Below are 22,653 nucleotides of genomic sequence, written 5' to 3'. Positions count from 1 at the left end.
AAATTATGTATTTCCTTGGTATTGATTTAGGTAGTTCCTCTATAAAGCTTTCAGTTCTTGATGCCAACAAAGGTGCTATGATTGCCGGGATAGCTGCGCCCGATTTTGAAATGGAAATTGCTGCTCCCCAGTTTGGATGGGCTGAGCAGGATCCTGTTTCCTGGTGGAATCATATTAAAGAAGGTCTTAGAGCCCTTACCACAAAACAAAAACTGGATCTCAAAAAAATAAGGGGTATTGGGATAGCTTACCAAATGCATGGTCTTGTTCTCACAGATAAAGATCTCGATCCTGTAAGACCTTCAATAATTTGGTGTGACAGCCGTGCTGCAGAGACAGGAGATAGAATATATTCCCAAATGGGGACCAATAACTGTAGACTCCAAATACTTGGTAGTCCCGGAAATTTTACGGCTTCTAAACTTAAATGGGTGCAGGAGAACGAGCCCGAAGTTTTTGCCAAAGCTGCTTACATGATGCTTCCCGGAGATTACATCGCTTCAAAATTTTCTAAGATCCCACAAACAACTGCTTCCGGTTTATCTGAAGCTGCTCTTTGGAATTTTGGTAAAAACAGACTGGCGGTAGAGGTGCTTCAAGCTATGGACCTCTCAAAAATGTTAATTCCCGAAATCGTTCCAAACTTCGGGAAACAGGCAAGGGTTCACCCTGAAATAGCTCAGGAGCTGGGATTAAACCCAGAAGCTGTTATAACCTACAGGGCTGGAGATCAGCCTAACAATGCTTTGTCCCTAAACGTATTGGAGCCGGGGGAGATTGCAACTACTGCCGGTACTTCAGCAGTTATATATGCGGTGACCGAGAAAGATCTTATCGATGAACAAAACCGGGTAAATACCTTTTTACACGTTAACAGCAGCAGGGAGAAAAAGCGCAATGGAGTTCTGCTCTGCATTAACGGCTCGGGAATACTCTACAAGTGGTTAAGAAAGATCATGTCTACAGGGCACAACGAACTTCTTTCCTATGAGCTCCTCAATTCTTTAGCTGCAAAAGCACCTGTGGGAAGTGAAGGCCTTAGGTTTTATCCATTTGGAAATGGAGTGGAAAGAATTTTCAACAACAAAGCAGCAAACTCAGGGATCCAAAACCTGAATTTCAATATTCATCAGGCAAGCCATTTGGTACGCTCGGCATGTGAAGGAATTGTCTTCGCAATGAATTATGGATCTGAAATAATGAAAGAAGCAGGAGCTTCGGGAAAAATAGTACGGGCCGGCAATGCTAATTTATTTCTCAGCCCGGTTTTTAGAGAAATCTTCACCAATACCACAGGGGCCACCCTTGAGATATACAATAGTTCTGGTGCCGAGGGAGCAGCAAGAGGTGCAGCTTATGGCTACGGTTTTTTTGGTGACCTGCAGGAAGCAATGCAGGGGCTTAAATGCCTTGAACGTGTAGAACCCAACCATGAGCTCACCGGGAGGTATTCAGAAATTTATGAACACTGGAAAAAGAACATTAATATAGAATAGAAGTGATGAGCCAAACAAAAGAATTTTTTAAGGACATTCCAAATATACCTTTTGAAGGAAAGGAAAGTGATAATCCTCTTGCCTTTAAGTGGTATGATGCAGATCGCGAAGTGGCAGGTAAAACTCTAAAGGAACACCTGCGCTTTTCCATGGCTTACTGGCATACCATGGTAAACAAAGGTAATGATCCCTTTGGGCCGGAAACGGACAGCTTTCCATGGGATAAAAATAACGAAGTTATAGGAAGGGCCCGGGACAAAATGGACGCAGCTTTTGAGTTTATGGAAAAACTGGGGCTGCCGTACTATTGCTTTCATGATGTAGATCTTGTAGATGAGGCTTCCAGTCTTGCTGATTTTGAGAAACGTATACAGATCATGGTGGAATACGCCAGGGAAAAGCAGAAGGAATCAGGCATCAAATTGTTGTGGGGTACCTCAAACCTTTTTTCTAATCCGCGATATATGAACGGTGCAGCGACCAATCCCAATTTTGATGTGGTAGCTTATGCCGGGGCACAGGCCAAAATAGCGCTAGATGCAACTATAGCATTAGGAGGGGAGAATTACGTCTTTTGGGGCGGGAGAGAAGGTTATATGAGCCTTCTAAATACAGACATGCGAAAGGAAAAGGAGCATCTGGCTCAGTTTTTAGGCATGTGCAGGGATTACGCTCGAAAAAATGGCTTTAAAGGAAACTTTTTCATTGAGCCCAAACCAATGGAGCCAATGAAACACCAATACGACTTTGATGCAGCCACTTCTATAGGTTTTCTTGAAAACTATGGTCTTTCAAAAGATTTTAAGCTCAACATTGAGGTGAATCACGCTACTCTTGCCGGTCATACATTTGAGCATGAACTACAAACTGCAGTTGATGCGGGGATGCTGGGGAGCATAGATGCTAACAGGGGAGATTATCAAAACGGTTGGGATACAGACCAGTTTCCGGTAAATGTTCACGAACTCATTGAAGCCATGCTGGTGATACTCCGTGGAGGAGGTTTACAAGGAGGAGGAATAAATTTCGATGCCAAGGTGAGAAGAAATTCTGTTGACCTGGAGGATAGGTTTATTGCTCATATTACAGGAATGGATGTCTTTGCACGAGCCTTGATCTGTGCCGATCAAGTTCTCACAGGCACAAACTTCAACAGCCTAAGGGAAAAACGGTATGAATCCTTTACAGGTGGTAATGGCAAAAGGTTTGAAAATGGAGAACTGAGCCTGGTGGATTTGAGCAAAATAGCCCTGGAAACAGGAGAACCTCTACCAATAAGTGGTAAACAGGAGCAATTTGAGCAAATAATTACAAATGCCTATTAATAAATACTAAGCTTTCCAATTAACTATAAATCTTGAAATTATGAAAAGAACTTTAAGTTTTCATTCCTCCAGGCTCCTGGGCATTTTTGCCTTCCTGCTCAGCATTACGTTATGTGAGACAGGCTTCGCACAGGAAGCGGAAACTGTCGTCTCCGGTACCGTAGTATCGGCCGAGGACGGGCTGCCCATTCCTGGAGTGAATGTGATGGTAAAAGGCACCACCACCGGAACTACTACTGATTTTGATGGTCACTACGAAATCGATGTCGCACCAAATGCAGCATTGGTTTTTAGCTACGTGGGATTTCAATCCCAGGAAATTCCTGTTAACAACCTTTCAGAGATCGATGTTATTCTCCAGATAGCGACATCAGAACTTGATGAGATCGTTGTAATTGGCTACGGTACCCAGAGAAAAGCACTGGTAACTGGTGCCAGCGTACAGGTTGACGGGGAGGATCTTCAAAATAGAAGTACTACAAGTGCCTTGCAGGCAATGCAGGGTCAGACACCCGGGGTGCAAATAACTTCTACTTCCGGTCAACCGGGTTCCGGTCTTGACGTTGTTATTAGAGGGATGGGATCTACCGGAAACAATTCTCCTCTGTACGTGGTGGACGGGGTGCTAACCGGCGATATTTCTTACCTTAACAACGCCGATATTGAATCTATCTCTATTCTTAAAGATGCGGCTTCAGCTGCCATCTATGGTTCACAGGCCTCAAACGGGGTAGTTTTAGTTACAACACGCGGGGGTAGAAAGAATAGTTCCAGAATTACTTTTGATTCTTATTACGGAGTGCAGAATGTAGCAAACCCTATAGATATTTTGAATTCTGTTGAATATGCTATCATTACCAACGAGGCAGCTTTAAATTCCGGGAGATCAGCTATTTTCAGTCCGGAGCAAATTTCAGGATTTGGGGAAGGGGTTGACTGGATTGATGAGATGTTTGTCGATGATGCCGTTACCCAGAACTATAGCCTGGGCTTTAGTGGTGGTAGCGATGTCTCTACTTTTTCTTCTTCAATTGCCTATACTCAGGAAGAGGGAATCGTTGGAGGGGAAGATTTTTCAAATTATGAGCGGGTAAACTTCAGGTTCAATTCTGAGCATGAGCTATATGATGGATTCCTAACTTTTGGGGAGAACCTCACCTTTGCCTACATCAACAGCAATGGTATTGGAGTTGGCAATCAGTACAACAATACGTTACGTGGAGCTTTTGGAACACCGCCATTGCTTCCAATGTTCGATGAAAATGGAAATTTCTATGATACCTCCAATAATGATGAGGAATGGCTGGCTGGGTACAATAACCCTTACGCCTCCATGGTATACAATAACCAAAACGAAAACAATACTCAAAAGTTACTGGGTAATGTTTATGCAGAACTGCAGTTACTTGATAATCTAAAATTCAGGACCAGCCTTGGTTTAGACTACTACGCTTCCGAAGGACATTCTTACCTTCCTGAATATCAACTTTCTGTATACGCTTTCAGAGACAGGGATAGGGTTTATCAAAACCAGAGTAAAGGCTATTCCTTATTGTTCGACAATCTATTGACCTACAATTTTGCTTTGGCCGAAGATCATCTTTTTGAAGTAATGGGCGGTACCTCTGCATTTAAATACCAGGGTACTTATATAAATGGCAGTAACGTAGATCTAATATTCAATGATCTTGAACATTCGTGGTTGGATAATGCGTTAAATACAGATGATAGCCAAATGGAACTTGGTGGTGGTCCAAACAATGAGAACATGAGAATGTCTTACTTCGGAAGGTTGAACTACAACTACCAGGATAAATATTTATTGAATACCACTTTTAGGGCCGATGGTTCCTCCAATTTTGCCGAAGGTAACAGGTGGGGGTATTTTCCCTCTGTTTCTGTAGGCTGGGTAGCTTCGGCAGAAGATTTTCTTATTGATTCCGAAGTTTTAAATTACCTGAAATTCCGGGCCAGCTGGGGGCAGGTAGGTAACCAAAACTCGGCTGCCTTCCAATACCTTGCTCCTGTAACTTTTGCCAATACAAATTACATTTTTGGAAATGAAGAAGGAGTACTTACTCCGGGAGCTTATCCAAACAGATTGGCAAATCCTGGTCTGCAGTGGGAAACTTCTGAACAAATAAACTTTGGTTTAGATGCCCGATTACTTCAGAATACTTTGAGTGTTACTCTTGACCTTTATGAGAAAACTACCAAAGACTGGCTTATTTTGGCGCCTATCCTGGCTACTGCCGGTGCCGGTGCACCTTTTATTAACGGAGGTGACGTAACCAACACAGGTGTCGAACTTGCTCTTTCCTATAACAACAGTATAGGGGACTTTCACTATAACGTGGGCGTCAACGGAGCATATAACCAGAATGAAGTTGGAAATATCCCAACAGATGATGGAATAATTCATGGAGAAACAAATCAATTATTTGACAACGCACCTGAATTCTACCGTGCCCAGAGCGGGTATCCGCTGGGCTACTTCTGGGGACTTGAAACCGGTGGGGTTTTTCAAACCGAAGAGGAAGTGAGAAATTATGTGGCAAACGGCAGATTAATTCAGCCAAATGCAAGTCCGGGAGATGTCATTTTTATCGATCAGAACAATGACGGAATTATTAATGATCAGGATAAAGTCAATATTGGAGATCCAAACCCTGACTTTACCTATGGTTTTAATGTAAATTTCGAATACAAAGGTCTTGATTTCACATTTCTTGCAAATGGGGTGGCTGGGAATCAACTTGTTCAATCCTACAGGAATCAGGCGAGCCAGTTTGCTAACTACACAACCTCAGTATTTGAACGATGGACAGGTCCGGGTTCAACAAACAGCATCCCACGGGTGACCCTGGATAACAGGAACTACTCTAAGTTTTCAGATCTTTATGTACAGGACGGGGATTTTCTCAGGATCAGCAATATAACTCTTGGATATGACCTTACAAATCTTACAGATGAATTCAAAGTAGAAAAATTCAGACTTTATTTATCGGCCTTAAATCTCTACACCTTCACTAAGTACGATGGAATGGATCCCGAAGTAGGATATGGAATATCAAACGACACCTTTGCATTTTCATCAGGGGTCGATCTGGGCTACTATCCAAGACCAAGAACTTTATTAGTAGGACTAAACGTAACATTTTAATAAAAAACAGCATGAAAAGATTTAAAATAACCTTCTTTTTGTTATTAGGAATGCTGGCAACAGTTTCCTGCACAAAAGATTTTCTTGATGCAGAACTCATCACAGAAGTAACAGATGAAAATTTTTACAGGACGCCGCAGGATGCAGATGCGGCTCTGGTAGGGGTTTATGATGGAATGCAGGCTGCAGTTGGGGGAGTTGGCGGTTTGAGCTACCCCCTTGCAAGCATGATCCTTTCAGATAATATGTACGGCGGAACAGGAAATGCTGATACTTTTACTTTCCAGGCCGTGGATGAATTCGACATCAGTCGTTCTCCTACAGATGCCAATCTTTACGAGCCGCTTTGGGTAGCTTATTACAGGGGTATTTATCGGGCCAACGTTCTTCTTAGTAAGATGGACCAGATTGATTGGAGTGAAAATCCCGAAAAGCGAAATCAAGTTGAATCTGAAACCAGGTTTATCAGGGCCTATCTATATTTTCAGATGGTTAAATTGTGGGAAAATATTCCTCTGTTAACCGAAGCCAGTTCAGAGAATATGCCACAGGCAACACCCGAAGAAGTATATTCTGTAATTGCAGAAGATCTTTCCTTTGCGGCAGAAAATCTTCCTGCAGTTGCCTACAACACCGTACAACCCGGAAGAGTTACAAAATGGGCTGCAAAATCAATGCTGGCAAGAGTGTATCTTTATTACACCGGATACTACAGTGCATCAGACCTCGTAGGACTTGTGAGCCAATCAGAAGCCTTACAACACCTTGAAGATGTGATACAGAATAGTGGTCATGGACTGGTTGCAGATTATGCTACACTTTGGCCTGCTGCATCTCTTGATAATTTTGCAGGAGAGAACAACCAGGAGATAGTCTTCTCGGTAAAACACACCTTTACCAGCGATTATAATGGAAACACAGATGGTAATCACTGGATGGTAATGCTTGGGATGAGGGAGTTTACTCAATATCCATACGCTAACGGCTGGGGAGTTACCGTGACAGAAGAACTGTATGATGCCTATAATCCTGCAGATACCCGCAGAGAGGCTTCTATTATAGCTGTTGAGGAGGAAGATATTTCTTTTGATAAGATCCAGAGCCAAAGAGAGTATACCGGCTACTACAGTAAAAAGTACACGCCCTTAGCTACCGAAGATGGCGGAAGCCTTGCTGTAGAGTTGGGAGGAACCGATTTTATGATTGGACAATTCCAGGACTTCTACGTAGTTCGCTATGCCGATGTTCTTTTGATGGCAGCCGAGTTGGGTAGTTCTAATGCGCAGGCATACTTTGATCAAGTACGTGAGCGGGCATATCAGGATGATTTTACATCTCTTACACTTACCCAGGAAAGTCTTCAAAAAGAAAGAAGACTGGAATTTGCTCTTGAAGGACTAAGATACTGGGACCTGCTTAGACGAGGTGTAAGTGAAGCTGCAGCAGAAATAGCTGTAAGTACAACGGTACTCAATGGGGGAGTTGAAGCACAAAAGACCATATCGGCTTCCAATATTCAAACCACAAGAGGTCTTCAGCAAATCCCGAATAACCAAATAACATTGTCAGATGGTGTACTGGTGCAAAATCCAGGATGGTAGTCCAATGATTTAAACTGAAGTATTATGAAAAAAATAAAAGCATTTATAAGTTTTCTACTGGTTTCGGCGCTGGTCTTCACCGCATGTCAGCCAGATGAATATAGTTTAGGAGACACTTTGGATCCTTCTCAAATAGATTATGAGATCATTCAGGATTATGATATAGATCCGGGAGGAAATACAGTGATCCTTAAATTCAATACTCCCGGTGCAACACCGGTATGGAATTATGGTACAGGAAGATCTACCAGGGCTGTTGATACTGTTCGCTATGCCTTTCAGGGAGAATATACCATTGACCTTAATGTGATCACTCCCGGAGGGGTTGTAGATCTGGAGCCGGTCACGGTATCGGTTACTGAGGATAACATCAGTTATGTTAACGATCCATTGTGGACGAAGCTCACCGGTGGTAACGGAGAATCTAAAACCTGGTATCTTGACCTTAATGAAAATGGAGAATCTATCTACTTCAACGGCCCTCTTTATTTCTATGGAACAGATAATGGATGGCTCGAAGGTGGTAATGATGGCTGTTACGAAGAAGGTGGAGATTGCTGGAACTGGCAACCAGACTGGGCAGGGAACCAGTGGCTAATGCCCGCAGGAGATTATGGTTCTATGACCTTTAGCCTTGAGGGCGGACCTTATGTAACTGTAGACCACAACATGTTACCGGCACTAGGGGAACAAAGCGGTACTTTTTATCTCGATAAGAATAGTTACACCCTTACTCTAAACGATGCTGAAATACTACACAACGAGAGCAACGATGCCTGTGTAGATAATTGGGGGAACATTAGAATATTCTCTCTTACCGAAGATGCTATGCAACTTGGTGTGCTTCGTCGTGATGATTGTGATGGTGCTGCAATGCTGGTGTACAATTTTGTTTCTGAAGAATACAAGGAAAACTATGTGCCCGAAGTAGAAGAACCAACTATAGATGAAGGTTTTGATCCTGAGTTCGCACCTGGGGAATTACTGCAAATGTTAACCGGCGGACCTTCCTCCGGAAGATACTGGGAGCTTGATGCTACCGGAAATCCGGTTGACTGGATAACTGGAGGAATTGGCTGGACAGAAAATGCAGATGGCTCCAGGGATTGGGGATGGAATGCAGATTGGGATGCAATGGCCGAAAACTCCTGGATCAGGTTTGATCAATGGGGAGGGCAAACGTACACCAAATACCAGAATGGAGTTGAAACTTCCGGTACCTTCACCATCAACGAAGAAACTAACGAAGTAGTCCTTAAAGAAGGAATGAGCCTGCTTGGGGTAAAAGATCACTGGATGAGTCCTGCTACCAACACCCTCAAAGTAGTCAAAGCCTTTGATGACTTTGCGACCAAAGGAATTTGGTTTGGAACAAGCTATGACGCTGCTAAAGATGAATGGCTGGCTTTCCACTACGTCCTGGGGAGCAATGGCGGAGAAGGAGATGGTAATGGAGACGGAGATGGAAATACCGAGCCTACCGCTTTAAATTTTGATAACTCGAAGCTTATAATAGGAGACATTGAAGAGAACGGTAATTTACGCCTGGAACTATTCAATGATTTTGGAGCTACAAAAGAAGATCCGGGATTAAATCCGTCCGAAGTTGCTTTTAGTGACAGGATAGAAGTGACCTTTACCTTAAGTGGGATTGACGCTACAGGATCTCATAACGCGAAGATCTATTTTGCTGATACCGATTGGACCCCATCGGGAGACAGTGATTTCATAACGGTCAATGGAGATGGGACCTATACCGTGACTTTTGAAGCAGCAAGCCCAGCCGAAGGTGCACTTGTGTTTGTCGTAGATGTTATTGGTTTAGCCACAGATATTACCGACATGGATGCTGTTACTGCTACCATTGACGAAATCCTTATGTACTAATAATTAGTTGAAGTAAGTTGTTGTTTGAATTGCTGAATTTAGAAAAGAAAGGAGTTTTAACCACTTAAAACTTCTTTCTTTTTGCTTCAGCATATAATTTTCCGGTCTGTTTTTTCTGAAAAGGCCACTTGTTAACTGAATTTCCATGACTAAAAAGAGATATTTTTTTCCTGCATTAGTTGTTCTTTTTCTGAACTTCATTTACTCCTGTGATAATCATTCTGAAGCCTCTAAACCCGAAAGAAAAATCTCTTTCAATGAAGACTGGCAATTCTTTTTGGGGGACTCTCTAAAAATGAGTTCTTCTGAAGCCAATTGGAGAACCCTTAACCTTCCTCACGACTGGAGCATAGAAGGAGAGTTTAGTCCGGAACATCCAGCAGGAGTCGGCGGTGGAGCACTTCCCGGCGGACTTGGTTGGTACAAAAAAAACTTTACCCTTGAAGAAAGTGACAGTACAAATTTGACAGCTGTAACTTTTGACGGAATTTACCAGAACAGTGAAGTCTGGATCAACGGGAATTACCTCGGCAACAGGCCTAACGGTTACATTGGCTTCCAATATGACCTTACTCCTTACCTCAACTACGGAAATGAGCCGAATGAAATTTTGGTAAAGGTTGATAATTCGGATCAGCCGAATTCCCGCTGGTATTCAGGTTCGGGGATTTACAGGAATGTGTGGCTGGAACAGACAGATCAATTACACGTACCTCTTTGGGGAACTTTTGTTACTACACCCGAGGTGAGCAGGGATAGCGCCCTGGTTCAGGTTGAGGTGAAACTGGTAAACAAGTACAGCGGTGTCAAAAATGGCATTTTAGAGACCTCCTTGTTTTACAAGGATCAGGAGGTGAATTCAGCTGCTTCAGAATTTGAGATTCAGGTGCAGGATACTTCAGAAGTTACTCAGCAAATAAAGGTTGTGCAGCCTAATCTTTGGTCTGTAGATGACCCGCAGCTTTATTCCGCCGTGACAAGAATTAAGGTGGATGGGAAGATTGTCGATCAATATACCACGCAGTTTGGGATCAGGGATTTCAGGTTTGATCTGGAAGAAGGCTTTCTTCTGAATGGCGAACAGGTGAAGATCAAAGGTGTGAACAATCATCACGATCTTGGGCCTTTAGGTGCCGCCGTCAACAAAAGAGCCATTGAACGACAGCTGGAGATCATGAAGGAAATGGGCGTCAACGGAATTAGAACCGCACACAACCCGCCGGCTCCTGAACTTCTGGAACTAACAGACAAAATGGGATTTATCGTGATGGATGAGTCCTTTGACATATGGGAAAGAGCCAAAACTGAAAGTGATTACAGCAATTATTGGGAAGAATGGCATGAGCGGGACATGAGAGATATGATCCTTCGGGACCGCAATCATCCCAGTGTTTTTATCTGGAGCATTGGGAATGAGGTGCCCGAGCAGTGGAGCGAAAGAGGTGCCGAAATAGGCAGGGAACTGGCGCGTATTACCAAAGAAGTAGATCCTACCCGTCCCGTGACCGCCGGAATGAATCCGCCTATCCACACGGGCGATCAGGACGTAACTCTTCAGTTTGATGAACCACAGCAACCTAATGCCCTTGCCGGTTCGGGAGCTTTGGATCTGATCGGGTACAATTATGCGCATCAGACTTATCCAAAGCACCAGATAAACTTCCCGAATACCCCTTTTATTGCCACCGAAACTACTTCGGCTCTGGCTACAAGAGGACATTACGAATTTCCTTCAGATACTATAAAGATATGGCCGGTGCGCTGGGATATTCCTTTTGACGGAGGAAATCCGGACAATACAATATCAGCTTTCGATCAGGTGAGGACGCCCTGGGGATCCACTCATGAAGCGACCTGGAAGATCATTAAAAAACATGATTTCCTTTCCGGATTCTACATCTGGACAGGCTTCGATTATCTCGGAGAACCTACTCCCTATACCTGGCCTTCCAGAAGTTCTTACTTCGGAATTGTTGATCTCGCAGGATTTCCCAAGGATACTTACTACATGTACAAAAGTGAATGGACAGACGAACCTGTTCTGCATCTTTTGCCACACTGGAATTGGGAGGAAGGACAGATCGTTGATGTTTGGGCATATTACAACAATGCCGATGAGGTCGAACTTTTCCTGAACGGAGAATCTATGGGCACCAAACGAAAAGAGGGAGATGACCTGCATGTGATGTGGCGCTTCCCTTTCAAAAAAGGCATTTTAAAGGCGGTTTCCAGGAAGGACGGACAGGTAGTTCTTGAGAGAGAAGTGAAAACCGCCGGAGAACCTGCAAAACTGACTCTGCAGCCGGATAGAAGTACGATCAAAGCCGATGGGCAGGACCTTTCATTTATAACTGTGAATATCACAGATGAGAAAGGCACCCTAGCACCCCGGGCGAATAACCTTGTTCATTTTGAAGTAAAAGGCGGTGGAAAAATAGAAGCTGTCGCCAGCGGCGATCCTACCAGCCACGAGTCCTTTAAAGGAGCTTCACATTCAGCTTTAAATGGGAAAGTTCTGGTGGTCATTCGTGCCGGAAAAGAAGCCGGTCCGGTAGAAGTGACCGCTACTGCAGATGGTCTTCAAAAAGCAACCACTACAATAAATTTAGAATAGAAATGATTCCCCTAATCCATAATACCACAACAATGAAAAACGGCTGGTTACAAAAGCTGGGACTTGCTCTTATCCTGGCAGTTTCAGGAAGTACAGGTGCCAAAGCACAGCTTCAGGAAGTTGATATCCTTAACACTCCGGTAGATGTAAGCAAAGACTTTGTCGATTACAATAACACCTTTTATTTTGCCGATGAACTGGTGAATTTTGATCCAAAAACCGGAAAAGGTACCGTAAAATATTTACGGAACGATTATCAGACGCGGCAGGCTTTCAACAACATGCTCATGCGGCCTGTTCCCGTTGAAGCCAATGAATTCCCTACAACCGAATATGAGGTTTCTCCCGAACTACCTTTCGAAATACAATTTGTCTCTGATAGAACTGTACGGATAAAGATGGCTTCGGGACCACAGTTCCACAAGCAGGAAGAGTCGCTAATGCTTATTGATGGTATTGCTCCAAACCGCCCTGAACTCTGGAAATATTCAAAGATCGAAGGTGGTCATAGCTACTCGAACCCGAATGGAAGAGTAGAGATTCTTTCAAAACCCTGGCATGTAAAGCTATATGACGGGAACGGGAAATTACTAACCAGTACACTTCACAGCAGCGATGTTACTAACACTTACACTCCCGTGCTGCCTTTCTCATACGTGCGAAGAAACAGCGATTATTCCCGTAGTATGGCAGCCGTGTTGAGCCTTGAGCCGGGAGAAAAGATCTTCGGCCTTGGCGAATCTTTTACGCAGTTCAACAAGCGCGGCCAAAAAGTAGTGCTCTGGGTGGATGATGCGAACGGGGTTCAGAATGAAACTATGTACAAGCCTATTCCGTTCTACATGAGCAACCGTGGCTACGGAGTTTTTATGCATACTTCCTCGCCAATTACTGTTGACTTCGGAAAATATTTCAATGCTGCCAATAACATGATGCTGGGCGATGATGTTGCCGATCTTTTCTTCTTCCTCGGCGAACCAAAAGACATTCTTGATGAATACACCGACCTCACCGGAAAATCTGAAATGCCGCCACTCTGGTCCTTCGGTTTCTGGATGAGCCGTATCACCTATTTTTCGGAAAAAGAAGGCCGAGAAATTGCATCAAATCTTCGGAAGTATAAGATCCCGAGTGACGTGATACATTTTGATACCGGTTGGTTTGATGTGGACTGGAGGAACAACTACGAATTTGCGGCCGATCGTTTTGAAGATTCCGTAGACATGATGAAAGACATGAAAGAAGATGGCTTCCATGTATCGCTTTGGCAGCTGCCATATTTTACTCCTGAAAATACCCTTTTTGACGAGATAGTAGAACAAGGTCTTGCGGTTAAAGATCGTAAGGGCAACATTCCTTACGAAGATGCTGTTCTCGATTTTTCCAATCCTGAAACCGTGACCTGGTATCAGGGGAAACTGAGGCACTTATTTGATCAGGGAGTGGGTGTTTTTAAAGTAGATTTTGGAGAAGCTGCACCCGCAACAGGATTATATCATTCCGGTCGCACTGGCTTCTACGAACACAACCTGTACCCGTTGCGTTACAACAAGGCCGTGGCCGAACTCACTAAAAAAGAAAAAGGTTATTCCCTTATTTGGGCAAGAAGTACCTGGGCCGGTAGCCAGCGTTACCCGTTACATTGGGGTGGCGACGCGGCTACGACCAATACTGCCATGTCGGCTACTTTACGCGGCGGACTTTCCCTTGGGTTGAGCGGATTCACCTTCTGGAGTCATGATGTTGGCGGATTTGTAACTGCCGCCCCCGAAGATCTTTATCGCCGCTGGACTCCCTTCGGAATGCTTTCTTCGCACGTGAGAAGTCACGGCGAACCACCAACAGAACCATGGCTTTACAATGAAAGTTTCCTGAAAGCTTTTAGAAAAGCTGATAATATGCGGTATGAATTAATGCCTTATATCTATGCTCAGGCAAAAGAGAGTTCAGAACAGGGGCTTCCAATGATGCGAGCGCTCTTCGTTGAATTCCCTAATGATCCGGGATCCTGGTTAATTGATGATCAGTATTTATTTGGATCTGATATGCTGGTGGGGCCACTTTTTGAAGAAACCACTGAGCGGGAAGTATATCTACCTCCAGGAAAATGGGTTGATTATCAATCAGGAAAAGTTTACGAGAGCGGCTGGCATACCATCAAGGCTGGTGAAGTACCTATTATCGCCTTGGTAAAAGACGGAGCAGTGATCCCACATATAAAACTTGCACAGTCGACCCAGGATATGGATTGGAAAAATATTCAGCTGAAGGTTTTCGCCAGCGACAATGTCAGTTCTGCAACAGGAAAAGTATATCTGCCTGAAGGGGAAAAAGCTGAAATTATCAGAGTGTCTAAAAAGGGAAATTCCTTTGAAGTTCTGAAAAATCCGCTGAAGGGTCAGACTACCTTTAAAACTGAATGGAAGAAATAAATTAATAATTGAAAATGCTGTCTGTAGAGAGTCTCAGTCACAAATTGGCGGCAATGATTAAGAATATCATGATAAAGAAATTAAGCATAATTCCGGCGATCTTTTTAGCTCTTGTGGGCTGTAATCAACCGGAAAATAGTTACGAGCTAAGTTCTCCGGGAGGACAGAACACAATCTTTTTTGAACTGGAAAATGAAAATCCGAGGTATTCGGTTTTCCATGGAGGCAATGAGATTATTAGCTCCTCAGAAATGGGTTTTGTCTTTAAAGACAACGACACCCTCGGAAACAATTTTGAGATAACCGGAGTGGAAGAGACTTCAAAAGATGAAACCTGGGAACAGGTTTGGGGAGAAAAGGCAGAGATCAGGAACCGTTATAATGAGTTGCTGGTGAACCTTCAGGAGAAATCCGGAAAGCAAAGAAAACTGCAGGTGCAGTTCCGCGCTTTTGATGATGGGATCGCTTTCAGATATGTTTTTCCGGAGCAGGGAATTAAGGACAGCATCTTTATTATGGATGAACTCACCACTTTCAATTTAAAAGATGATGGCAAAGCCTGGTGGATCCCTGCGTACCATGAACAACGTTATGAGAATCTGTATGAAGCTTCTCCGGTAAGCGCACTGGATACTGTACATACGCCGCTCACCATTGAAAGTGAAAGCGGACTTGCCCTGAGTTTTCATGAGGCCAATCTTACCGATTTTGCCAGCTACACATTATTTCCGCAGGAAGGCACTGAACTTAAAATTGATCTCGTGCCCTGGGCTGACGGAGTGAAAGTCCGCACCACAGATTCCTTTACCACTTCCTGGAGAACTTTACAAATTGGAGAAGAACCTAAAGATCTCATCACTTCTTACCTGATCCTTAACCTTAACGAGCCAAATAAAATCGAAGATACCAGCTGGATCGAGCCTTATAAGTACATTGGCATCTGGTGGGGAATGCACATTGGAAAATACACTTTTTGGGAAGGGCCAGATCATGGGGCATCCACCAAAAATGCCAAAGAACATATTGATTATGCAAAGCAACTGGGAGTAGACAATTTGCTGATTGAAGGCTGGAATAAAGGCTGGACTCCACAATGGTATGAGAGCCATATGCATGAGTTCGATTTCACCACTTCCACAGATGATTTTGATCTCCAGGAAGTAACCGACTATGCTGCCGAAAACGGGGTGCGAATCGTAGGTTACCATGAAACCGGTTCCAATATTGACAACTACCTGAAACAGGTGGACAGCGCTTTTGCTCTTTACAACAAAGTAGGAGTCAAAAGTGTGAAAATAGGTCACGTTGGTTCTAAACTCAACATGAAGGAGTGGCATCACGGTCAGTTTGGTGTCAACTATTTTAGGGACATTCTAAAAAAAGCAGCGGAATATAATCTTACGGTATATTTCCATGAACCTATAAAGGACACAGGCGAACGCCGAACTTATCCTAATATGATGGCTCGTGAAGGCGCGCGTGGAATTGAATATAATGCATGGAGTGAAGGTAACCCTCCGGACCACGTCACCATTCTTCCATTTACCCGTTTTTTGTCGGGGCCTATGGATTTCACTGCCGGAATTTTCGATGTGGAGATCAGTCAGGGTTATCCCGGCAGGAATGTACATTCCACCACAGCCAAACAACTTGCACTTTTGGTAACGGTCTTCTCTCCTGTCCAAATGTTTGCCGACCTGCCAGAGAATTACGTTGATAAACCAGCTTTCCAGTTCCTGCTTGATGTTCCTGTTAACTGGGAGGATACAAAGATTCTCAATGGAGAGATTGGAGAATATATTACCACAGTGAGAAAAGATATTGACAGCGACGACTGGTACCTTGGAAGCATAACCAATGAAGAAAGCCGGGATCTGGAGATCGACCTCTCATTTTTAGATGAAGGAGCAAATTATGAAGCTCAGATCTATGCCGATGCCGAAGGAACCGGATATCAGAATAATCCAATGGAATTGGAAATAAGCAAAAAAGAAGTAACTGCGACCGACAAATTTATGCTGAATCTCGGTGAAAGTGGAGGCACAGCGATAAGGTTTAAGAAGTTGTAGTCGCTGCTTCTGAAAATAGCAAAACATGAAAAAGTATCTGTTTTACATCCTGTTTTCCCTGACCCTTCCGCTTTGGTCGCAGCAGGCTTTTGAGTATCCGTTTCAAAATCCGCAGCTGGATGACGAAGAGCGAATAGACAACCTGTTGTCGCTCATGACGCTCGATGAAAAAATAAGTGCGCTGAGTACAAATCCTTCGGTCCCAAGATTGGGAGTAAAAGGGACGGGTCATGTGGAAGGATTGCATGGACTTGCTTTAGGCGGACCTGCCGGCTGGGAAGGGAAAAACCGTGAAGTGCAGGTCACCACAACATTTCCGCAGGCTTACGGATTGGGGGAAACCTGGGATAGGGAATTGATCCAAAAAGTTGCGGCTGCTGAAGGTTTGGAAACCCGGTATGCATTTCAGAAATACAACCATGGCGGACTTGTAGTGCGGGCGCCAAATGCAGATCTCGCCCGAGATCCCCGTTGGGGCCGCACCGAAGAAAGTTACGGTGAAGACGCATTTTTGGCAGGGGAGCTCACAGTTGCTTTTGTAAAAGGACTTCAGGGAGAGGATTCCAATTACTGGCAAACGGCTTCTTTAATGAAGCACTTCCTCGCGAACTCCAATGAAGACGGCCGTACCTACACTTCTTCAGATTTTGATGAGCGGTTGTGGAGAGAGTATTATGCTTTACCCTTCAAAAAGGGCATTTTAGAAGGTGGTTCCCGGGCGTACATGGCCGCTTACAATAAAGTGAACGGCATCCCCGCAACGGTGCATCCTATGCTCAAGGAAATTACAGTAAATGAGTGGGGACAGAATGGGATCATTTGCACAGACGGAGGAGCTTTTAAGCTGTTGCTTTCAGACCACAAATATTACGAAGACAAGTATCTGGGGGCCGCTGCCGTGATCAAAGCCGGGATCAATCAGTTCCTGGATGAATATACCGAAGCTGTTTACGGCGCAATTGCCAATGGCTACTTAACTGAAGCCGATATCGATGAGGTTCTCCGTGGGAATTATCGTGTCATGCTGAAACTCGGCATGCTGGATCCTTCGGAAGGAAATCCGTACGCTAAAATTGGCACCGGAAAAGACACTATAGATCCATGGACCACTGAAGCTCATAAACAGCTGGCACTTGAAGCCACCCGAAAATCCATTGTACTGCTGAAAAACGATCCAAAAGAGGGTCTTTTGCCACTAAACAAAAACAGGATCAAAACTATCGCGATAATCGGAAACAGAGCAGATGAAGTTTTGCTCGACTGGTACAGTGGTACTCCGCCGTATCGGGTTACTCCGCTTGAAGGCATCAGGAATAAAGTTGGAGAAAACGTGGAAATTCTAACTGCTGAAAACAATGCAGATGGAAAGGCTGCCCGTATCGCAAAAGAGGCAGATGTTGCCATTGTGCTGGTAGGAAATCATCCTGTTTGCGACGCCGGCTGGGCAGATTGTCCTGTGCCGAGTGAAGGCAAAGAGTCTGTTGATCGTCAATCGCTAAGCCTGGAATATGAAGATCTCATAAAAGTTGTACATCAGGCGAATCCAAAAACTGTGGCAGTCCTCATCAGCAGTTTTCCTTATGCCATTAACTGGACAGAGGAGAACGTGCCGGCGATTGTGCACATGACGCAGAACAGTCAGGAATTGGGGAACGGCCTCGCAGATGTACTTTTTGGAGACTATAACCCGGCAGGAAGACTGACGCAGACCTGGGTGAAAAGCATTACAGATCTTCCGCCGTTGATGGATTACAACATCAGGAATGGAAGAACCTATATGTATTTTGAGGGAGATCCCCTTTACGCCTTTGGCCACGGATTAAGCTATACTAACTTCAGCTATGAAAACCTTGAGGTGGATAAAAACAGCTTCCAGGATGGTGAGACTGCCACTGTAAAAGTGAAACTCAGGAACACCGGGAAGATGGACGGGGAAGAAGTAGTTCAGCTTTATGTGAAGCATTTAAATTCTTCAGTAGAAAGACCCATAAAAGAATTAAAAGGATTCCGGCGGGTGGCGGTACCGGCAGGGAAAACCGTAACAGTTGACCTTCCGCTGAAAGCTGAAGATCTTAAATACTGGAACGTGGAAAATCAGCAGTTCGAACTGGAAAATGGAAACATTGAAATCCAGGTGGGCGGCGCTTCCGATAAAATTTATCTAACAAAAAAATTACCTATTCAAAAATAAGAATCACATGAAAAATAAATTTATACCCTTAGTAGGCCTTTTCAGCATTTTGAGCTTTACGGCGTGCAATGACAATGCGGGAGGAGGAGATATTGCCGTTGCAGGAACGTCTCAGGAAAAAGCCATTTTTGAAGGGGAACCGCTCAGCATGGAATACGAAGAGGAGATCACAAATTTGATCTCTCAGATGACGCTTGAAGAAAAAGCCGGAATGCTGCATGGCACAAGTATGTTTGCGACTTCGGGTGTACCCCGACTGGGAATTCCGGAGCTCACAATGGCCGATGGACCCTTGGGAGTTCGTGAAGAAATTTCACGCGACTCATGGGCACCTGCCGGTTGGGACAATGATTTCGCTACTTATCTTCCTGCAGGCGCCGGATTATCAGCTACCTGGAGTCCTGAACTGGCGCATACTTTTGGGAGTGTCATAGGTGCCGAGGCCCGCGAGCGTAATAAAGATGTTTTGCTGGCTCCTGCCTTTAATATCATCAGGACTCCGCTGGGAGGCCGTACCTACGAATATTTTTCAGAAGATCCATTTCTAAATAAACAGATCACCGTGCCTTACATTGTGGGGGTTCAGGAAAATGATGTAGCAGCCTGTATCAAGCATTATGCTGTGAACAACCAGGAAACCAATCGTGGTACCGTAGATGTTCAAATGGATGAACGAACGCTTAGAGAGATCTATCTACCAGCCTTTGAAGCTGCGATCAAAGATGCTCATGCCTATAGTGTGATGGGCGCTTACAATAAATTCCGCGGAGATTATCTCAATGAAAATGAATACATGCTGCAGAATGTACTGCGCGATGAATGGGGCTTTAAGGGAATTGTGATCTCAGACTGGGCTGCTATCCACAGCACGGTAAAAGCCTTAAAGGCCGGAGCCGATGTAGAGATGGGAACTCCCGGTCCTTTTAATGAGTTCTACTTTGCCGATCCTCTTATTGCAGCTGTAAAATCTGGAGAACTTGCTGAAGAAGAAGTTGACAAACATGTAAGACGGGTGTTAAGGTTGATGTATAACATCAAGAGCATCGATACTACCGGTCGTGCAAAAGGCGCCAGAATAACAGAACAGCATTTTAAAGATGCTTATAACATTGCTTCAGAATCTGTGGTGCTGCTCAAAAATGACAAAAACATGCTGCCTTTAAAGCTGGACGGCATTAAGAGTATTGCGGTAATAGGGGATAACGCAACAAAGAAAAATGCACTGGGAGGTTTTGGTGCCGGGGTAAAGACAACCCGAGAGGTGACTCCGCTTGAAGGACTTCAAAACAGATTGCCAGAATCGGTGAAAATAAACCATGCCCCGGGTTACCTGGAGCGCTATTCCAAAACCGAAAAAGCAAAGTTTGGTGACATTACTCTCGATGGACCTGTAACCATGGATGAGCTGGATCCGAAACTGCTCGAAGAGGCCGTTAATGCTGCGAAAAATTCTGATCTTGCCATCATCTTTGCGGGATCTAACCGTGATTATGAGACAGAAGCTTCAGATAGAGCCAGTCTTGATCTGCCTTTTGGACAGGAAGAATTGATCGAGAAGGTAATGGAGGCCAATCCTAATACTATAGTTGTGATGATTGCCGGTGCTCCTTTTGACATTGAAAATATCGAACAACAAACTTCAACACTTGTATGGAGCTGGTTCAATGGTTCTGAAGGCGGTAATGCCCTGGCAGATGTACTTCTTGGTACAGTAAACCCTTCCGGAAAACTTCCCTGGACCATGCCTAAAGACCTAAAGGATTCCCCTGCACATGCCAACAACAGCTTCCCCGGAGACGAGGTTGCCACCTACGATGAAGGAATTTTAGTGGGTTACCGCTGGTTTGACACCAAAAATGTGGAGCCTTTGTATCCTTTTGGTTACGGACTTTCTTATACCAATTTTGATTTTTCCAATGCAAAAGTGGACAAAAAGGAAGCTTATGCAGGAGATGAAACTATTCAGGTTTCTGTAGATGTGAAGAACACCGGAGACTTTGACGGAAAAGAAGTGGTGCAGCTTTATGTTTCAAAATCAGATTCCAAAGTAGAGCGGGCGGCGCAGGAGCTTAAAGGTTTCCACAAAGCAAACATAACTAAAGGCGAAACAAAAACGGTGACTATTGATGTTCCGGTGAAGGACCTGGCTTACTATGATATGAATAACGGGCAATGGACTGTAGAACCCGGCACTTATACCCTCAAGCTGGGTAATTCTTCCCGGAATATTCTGGAGGAAGTAGTTGTTCAGGTGAAATAAAAAAGGCTTCAGGAAAGGGGTTCCAAAAATGGCATTTTTGGAACCCCTTTCCTGAAGCTTTGACGGAAAATTTCAGGAAGAAATAAGAAATTATGCAATACTTAAGATTTACCATAATTCTTTCTCTGCTACTGTTGTCGGCTTGTGGAGAAAATAATCAGAAGGATAGCGCTGTGGAGCCACAGCAAGAGAAATATACTGCAGACTGGGATTCGCTCGCGAAGTACGATGAGACTGCGGAATGGTTTAAGGATGCCAAGTTCGGGATCTATGCGCATTGGGGCGTTCTTTCGGTTCCGGCTTATGCCAACGACTGGTATCCGCGGAACATGCACATAGAAGGGACCAACGAATATAAGCATCACGTGGAAACCTACGGCCCTCATTCAGAATTTGGGTATCACGATTACGTGCCCATGTTCAAAGCTGAAGAATTTGATGCCGATTCCTGGGCAGAACTTTGGAAAAAGGCCGGTGCTAAGTTCGGCGGTATTGTAGCCATTCATCACGATGGCTGGTCCAACTGGGACAGCGAGATCAATCCGTGGAACTCCGTAGACATGGGTCCCAAAAAGGACATTTTAGGAGCTCTTGAAAATGCACTTAAGGAAAGGGATATGAAATTTGTCGCTACTTTCCATAAAGCACGAAACCTTCAGATTGCACAGCAGGATTCTACAAAATGGCTGGACGACACCTCTTATTTTCCCTATAATCCTGAGTTGCCAACTGCTTCCGAAGATTCTTTGCTGTCCATCATGTACGGGAACATTCCAAAGGAACAGTTTTACAGCAATTGGCTGGGGGAATTAAAAGAAGTCATTGATAACTATAGCCCGGATCTAATTTACTTTGACAGTAAACTAAATAAATTACCAGACTCCTTAAAAAGGCAATTTGTAGCCTACTATTTTAATCACGCGGAAGCTAATGACAAGCAGGTAGTGATTACTCATAAAGAAGGAGAACTGCCGAAATCCGTGAGTCTGGAAGATCTTGAGAAAGGAAGAATGAAAGACAAGACTGAAGAATTCTGGCTTACCGATGAAACCGTTTCTGTAGGCAGCTGGAGCTATACGAATGACCTTGGCCTGAAAACTTCTAATGAGATCATTGATCTCTTGGCCGATATTGTAAGCAAGAACGGAGCCTTAATGTTAAACGTTTCGCCCAAAGCCAATGGAATCATTCCGCAGAACCAACAGGAGATTCTACTGGAAATAGGACAATGGCTGGACATTAACGGGGAAGCTATCTACGGCACCCGCACCTGGGAGGTATATGGTGAAGGACCCACCAAGCAGGAAAGATCAGGGATGTTTCTGGATAAACTGAGCTACACTGCACAAGATGTACGCTACACTCAAAAAGGGGATACTATCTATGCCATATTCCTGGGCTGGCCCGGGAACCATAAAAAAGTAACACTACAATCTTTTTCTAAGGAAGTGTTGGGGGGAAAAGTTCCAAATATAAGATCGGTTTCGGTGCTGGGAGCCGGGGAAATAGCTTACAAGCTGGATGAGCAGGGACTGCACATTACCACTCCTTCAGAAACAATAAATGAAAAGGCATTTGTGGTGAAAATTTCAAAAGGAAAATAACAACCAATTAT

The 22,653-nt window shown here is 44.2% G+C and carries 11 protein-coding genes; all 11 read left to right on the top strand.

Annotated elements, in window-relative coordinates; genetic code table 11:
- Positions 1-5: 5 nt before the first annotated feature.
- The 11 genes from OU683_RS10300 (at position 6) to OU683_RS10250 (ending at position 22,642) form a co-directional block, all read left to right on the top strand.
- Positions 6-1,496 (top strand): xylulokinase, encoded by a 1,491-nt coding sequence (locus tag OU683_RS10300; protein WP_268137893.1) that lies wholly within the window; start codon positions 6-8, stop codon positions 1,494-1,496.
- A gap of 5 nt (positions 1,497-1,501) precedes the next feature.
- The gene (gene xylA / locus OU683_RS10295; RefSeq protein ID WP_268137891.1) at positions 1,502-2,821 is read left to right on the top strand and encodes a xylose isomerase; all 1,320 of its coding nucleotides are present in this window, start codon (positions 1,502-1,504) and stop codon (positions 2,819-2,821) included.
- A 40-nt stretch (positions 2,822-2,861) separates the two neighbouring features.
- Positions 2,862-5,984, top strand: a complete 3,123-nt coding sequence (locus tag OU683_RS10290) for a SusC/RagA family TonB-linked outer membrane protein (RefSeq protein WP_268137889.1) — start codon at positions 2,862-2,864, stop codon at positions 5,982-5,984.
- 11 nt (positions 5,985-5,995) lie between these two features.
- Positions 5,996-7,585: a RagB/SusD family nutrient uptake outer membrane protein gene (locus OU683_RS10285; RefSeq protein WP_268137887.1), complete on the top strand. Its 1,590-nt coding sequence runs from the start codon at positions 5,996-5,998 to the stop codon at positions 7,583-7,585.
- A 24-nt stretch (positions 7,586-7,609) separates the two neighbouring features.
- Positions 7,610-9,472 (top strand): hypothetical protein, encoded by a 1,863-nt coding sequence (locus tag OU683_RS10280; RefSeq protein WP_268137885.1) that lies wholly within the window; start codon positions 7,610-7,612, stop codon positions 9,470-9,472.
- Between the two features lie 145 nt (positions 9,473-9,617).
- Complete coding sequence (gene galB, locus OU683_RS10275; RefSeq protein WP_268137883.1) at positions 9,618-12,086, top strand: beta-galactosidase GalB; 2,469 nt, start codon at positions 9,618-9,620, stop codon at positions 12,084-12,086.
- 32 nt (positions 12,087-12,118) lie between these two features.
- The gene (locus OU683_RS10270) at positions 12,119-14,518 is read left to right on the top strand and encodes a glycoside hydrolase family 31 protein (RefSeq protein WP_268137880.1); all 2,400 of its coding nucleotides are present in this window, start codon (positions 12,119-12,121) and stop codon (positions 14,516-14,518) included.
- Between the two features lie 53 nt (positions 14,519-14,571).
- Positions 14,572-16,587 (top strand): glycoside hydrolase family 97 protein, encoded by a 2,016-nt coding sequence (locus OU683_RS10265; protein WP_268137878.1) that lies wholly within the window; start codon positions 14,572-14,574, stop codon positions 16,585-16,587.
- A 25-nt stretch (positions 16,588-16,612) separates the two neighbouring features.
- Positions 16,613-18,778: a glycoside hydrolase family 3 C-terminal domain-containing protein gene (locus tag OU683_RS10260; protein ID WP_268137876.1), complete on the top strand. Its 2,166-nt coding sequence runs from the start codon at positions 16,613-16,615 to the stop codon at positions 18,776-18,778.
- A gap of 7 nt (positions 18,779-18,785) precedes the next feature.
- On the top strand, positions 18,786-21,038 hold the full coding sequence (locus OU683_RS10255; protein ID WP_268137874.1) for a glycoside hydrolase family 3 C-terminal domain-containing protein: 2,253 nt from the start codon (positions 18,786-18,788) through the stop codon (positions 21,036-21,038).
- Positions 21,039-21,130: 92 nt separating this feature from the next.
- Entirely contained in the window at positions 21,131-22,642 is a 1,512-nt protein-coding gene (locus tag OU683_RS10250; RefSeq protein WP_268137871.1) for an alpha-L-fucosidase, read from the top strand.
- Positions 22,643-22,653 lie beyond the last annotated feature (11 nt).

This window comes from Salinimicrobium sp. TH3, from assembly GCF_026676115.1.
Taxonomy (GTDB): domain Bacteria; phylum Bacteroidota; class Bacteroidia; order Flavobacteriales; family Flavobacteriaceae; genus Salinimicrobium.
The sequence above is the reverse complement of the archived record's forward strand: the minus strand, read 5'-3'. Positions and strand labels throughout refer to the sequence as shown.

What these genes read in the sequence shown, in the direction of transcription:
- OU683_RS10285 (WP_268137887.1), top strand. Translation starts at nt 5,996, where the DNA reads ATGAAAAGATTTAAAATAACCTTCTTTTTGTTATTAGGAATGCTGGCA.
- OU683_RS10265 (WP_268137878.1), top strand. Translation starts at nt 14,572, where the DNA reads ATGATTAAGAATATCATGATAAAGAAATTAAGCATAATTCCGGCGATC.
- OU683_RS10260 (WP_268137876.1), top strand. Translation starts at nt 16,613, where the DNA reads ATGAAAAAGTATCTGTTTTACATCCTGTTTTCCCTGACCCTTCCGCTT.
- galB (WP_268137883.1), top strand. Translation starts at nt 9,618, where the DNA reads ATGACTAAAAAGAGATATTTTTTTCCTGCATTAGTTGTTCTTTTTCTG.
- OU683_RS10255 (WP_268137874.1), top strand. Translation starts at nt 18,786, where the DNA reads ATGAAAAATAAATTTATACCCTTAGTAGGCCTTTTCAGCATTTTGAGC.
- OU683_RS10300 (WP_268137893.1), top strand. Translation starts at nt 6, where the DNA reads ATGTATTTCCTTGGTATTGATTTAGGTAGTTCCTCTATAAAGCTTTCA.
- xylA (WP_268137891.1), top strand. Translation starts at nt 1,502, where the DNA reads ATGAGCCAAACAAAAGAATTTTTTAAGGACATTCCAAATATACCTTTT.
- OU683_RS10280 (WP_268137885.1), top strand. Translation starts at nt 7,610, where the DNA reads ATGAAAAAAATAAAAGCATTTATAAGTTTTCTACTGGTTTCGGCGCTG.
- OU683_RS10270 (WP_268137880.1), top strand. Translation starts at nt 12,119, where the DNA reads ATGAAAAACGGCTGGTTACAAAAGCTGGGACTTGCTCTTATCCTGGCA.
- OU683_RS10250 (WP_268137871.1), top strand. Translation starts at nt 21,131, where the DNA reads ATGCAATACTTAAGATTTACCATAATTCTTTCTCTGCTACTGTTGTCG.
- OU683_RS10290 (WP_268137889.1), top strand. Translation starts at nt 2,862, where the DNA reads ATGAAAAGAACTTTAAGTTTTCATTCCTCCAGGCTCCTGGGCATTTTT.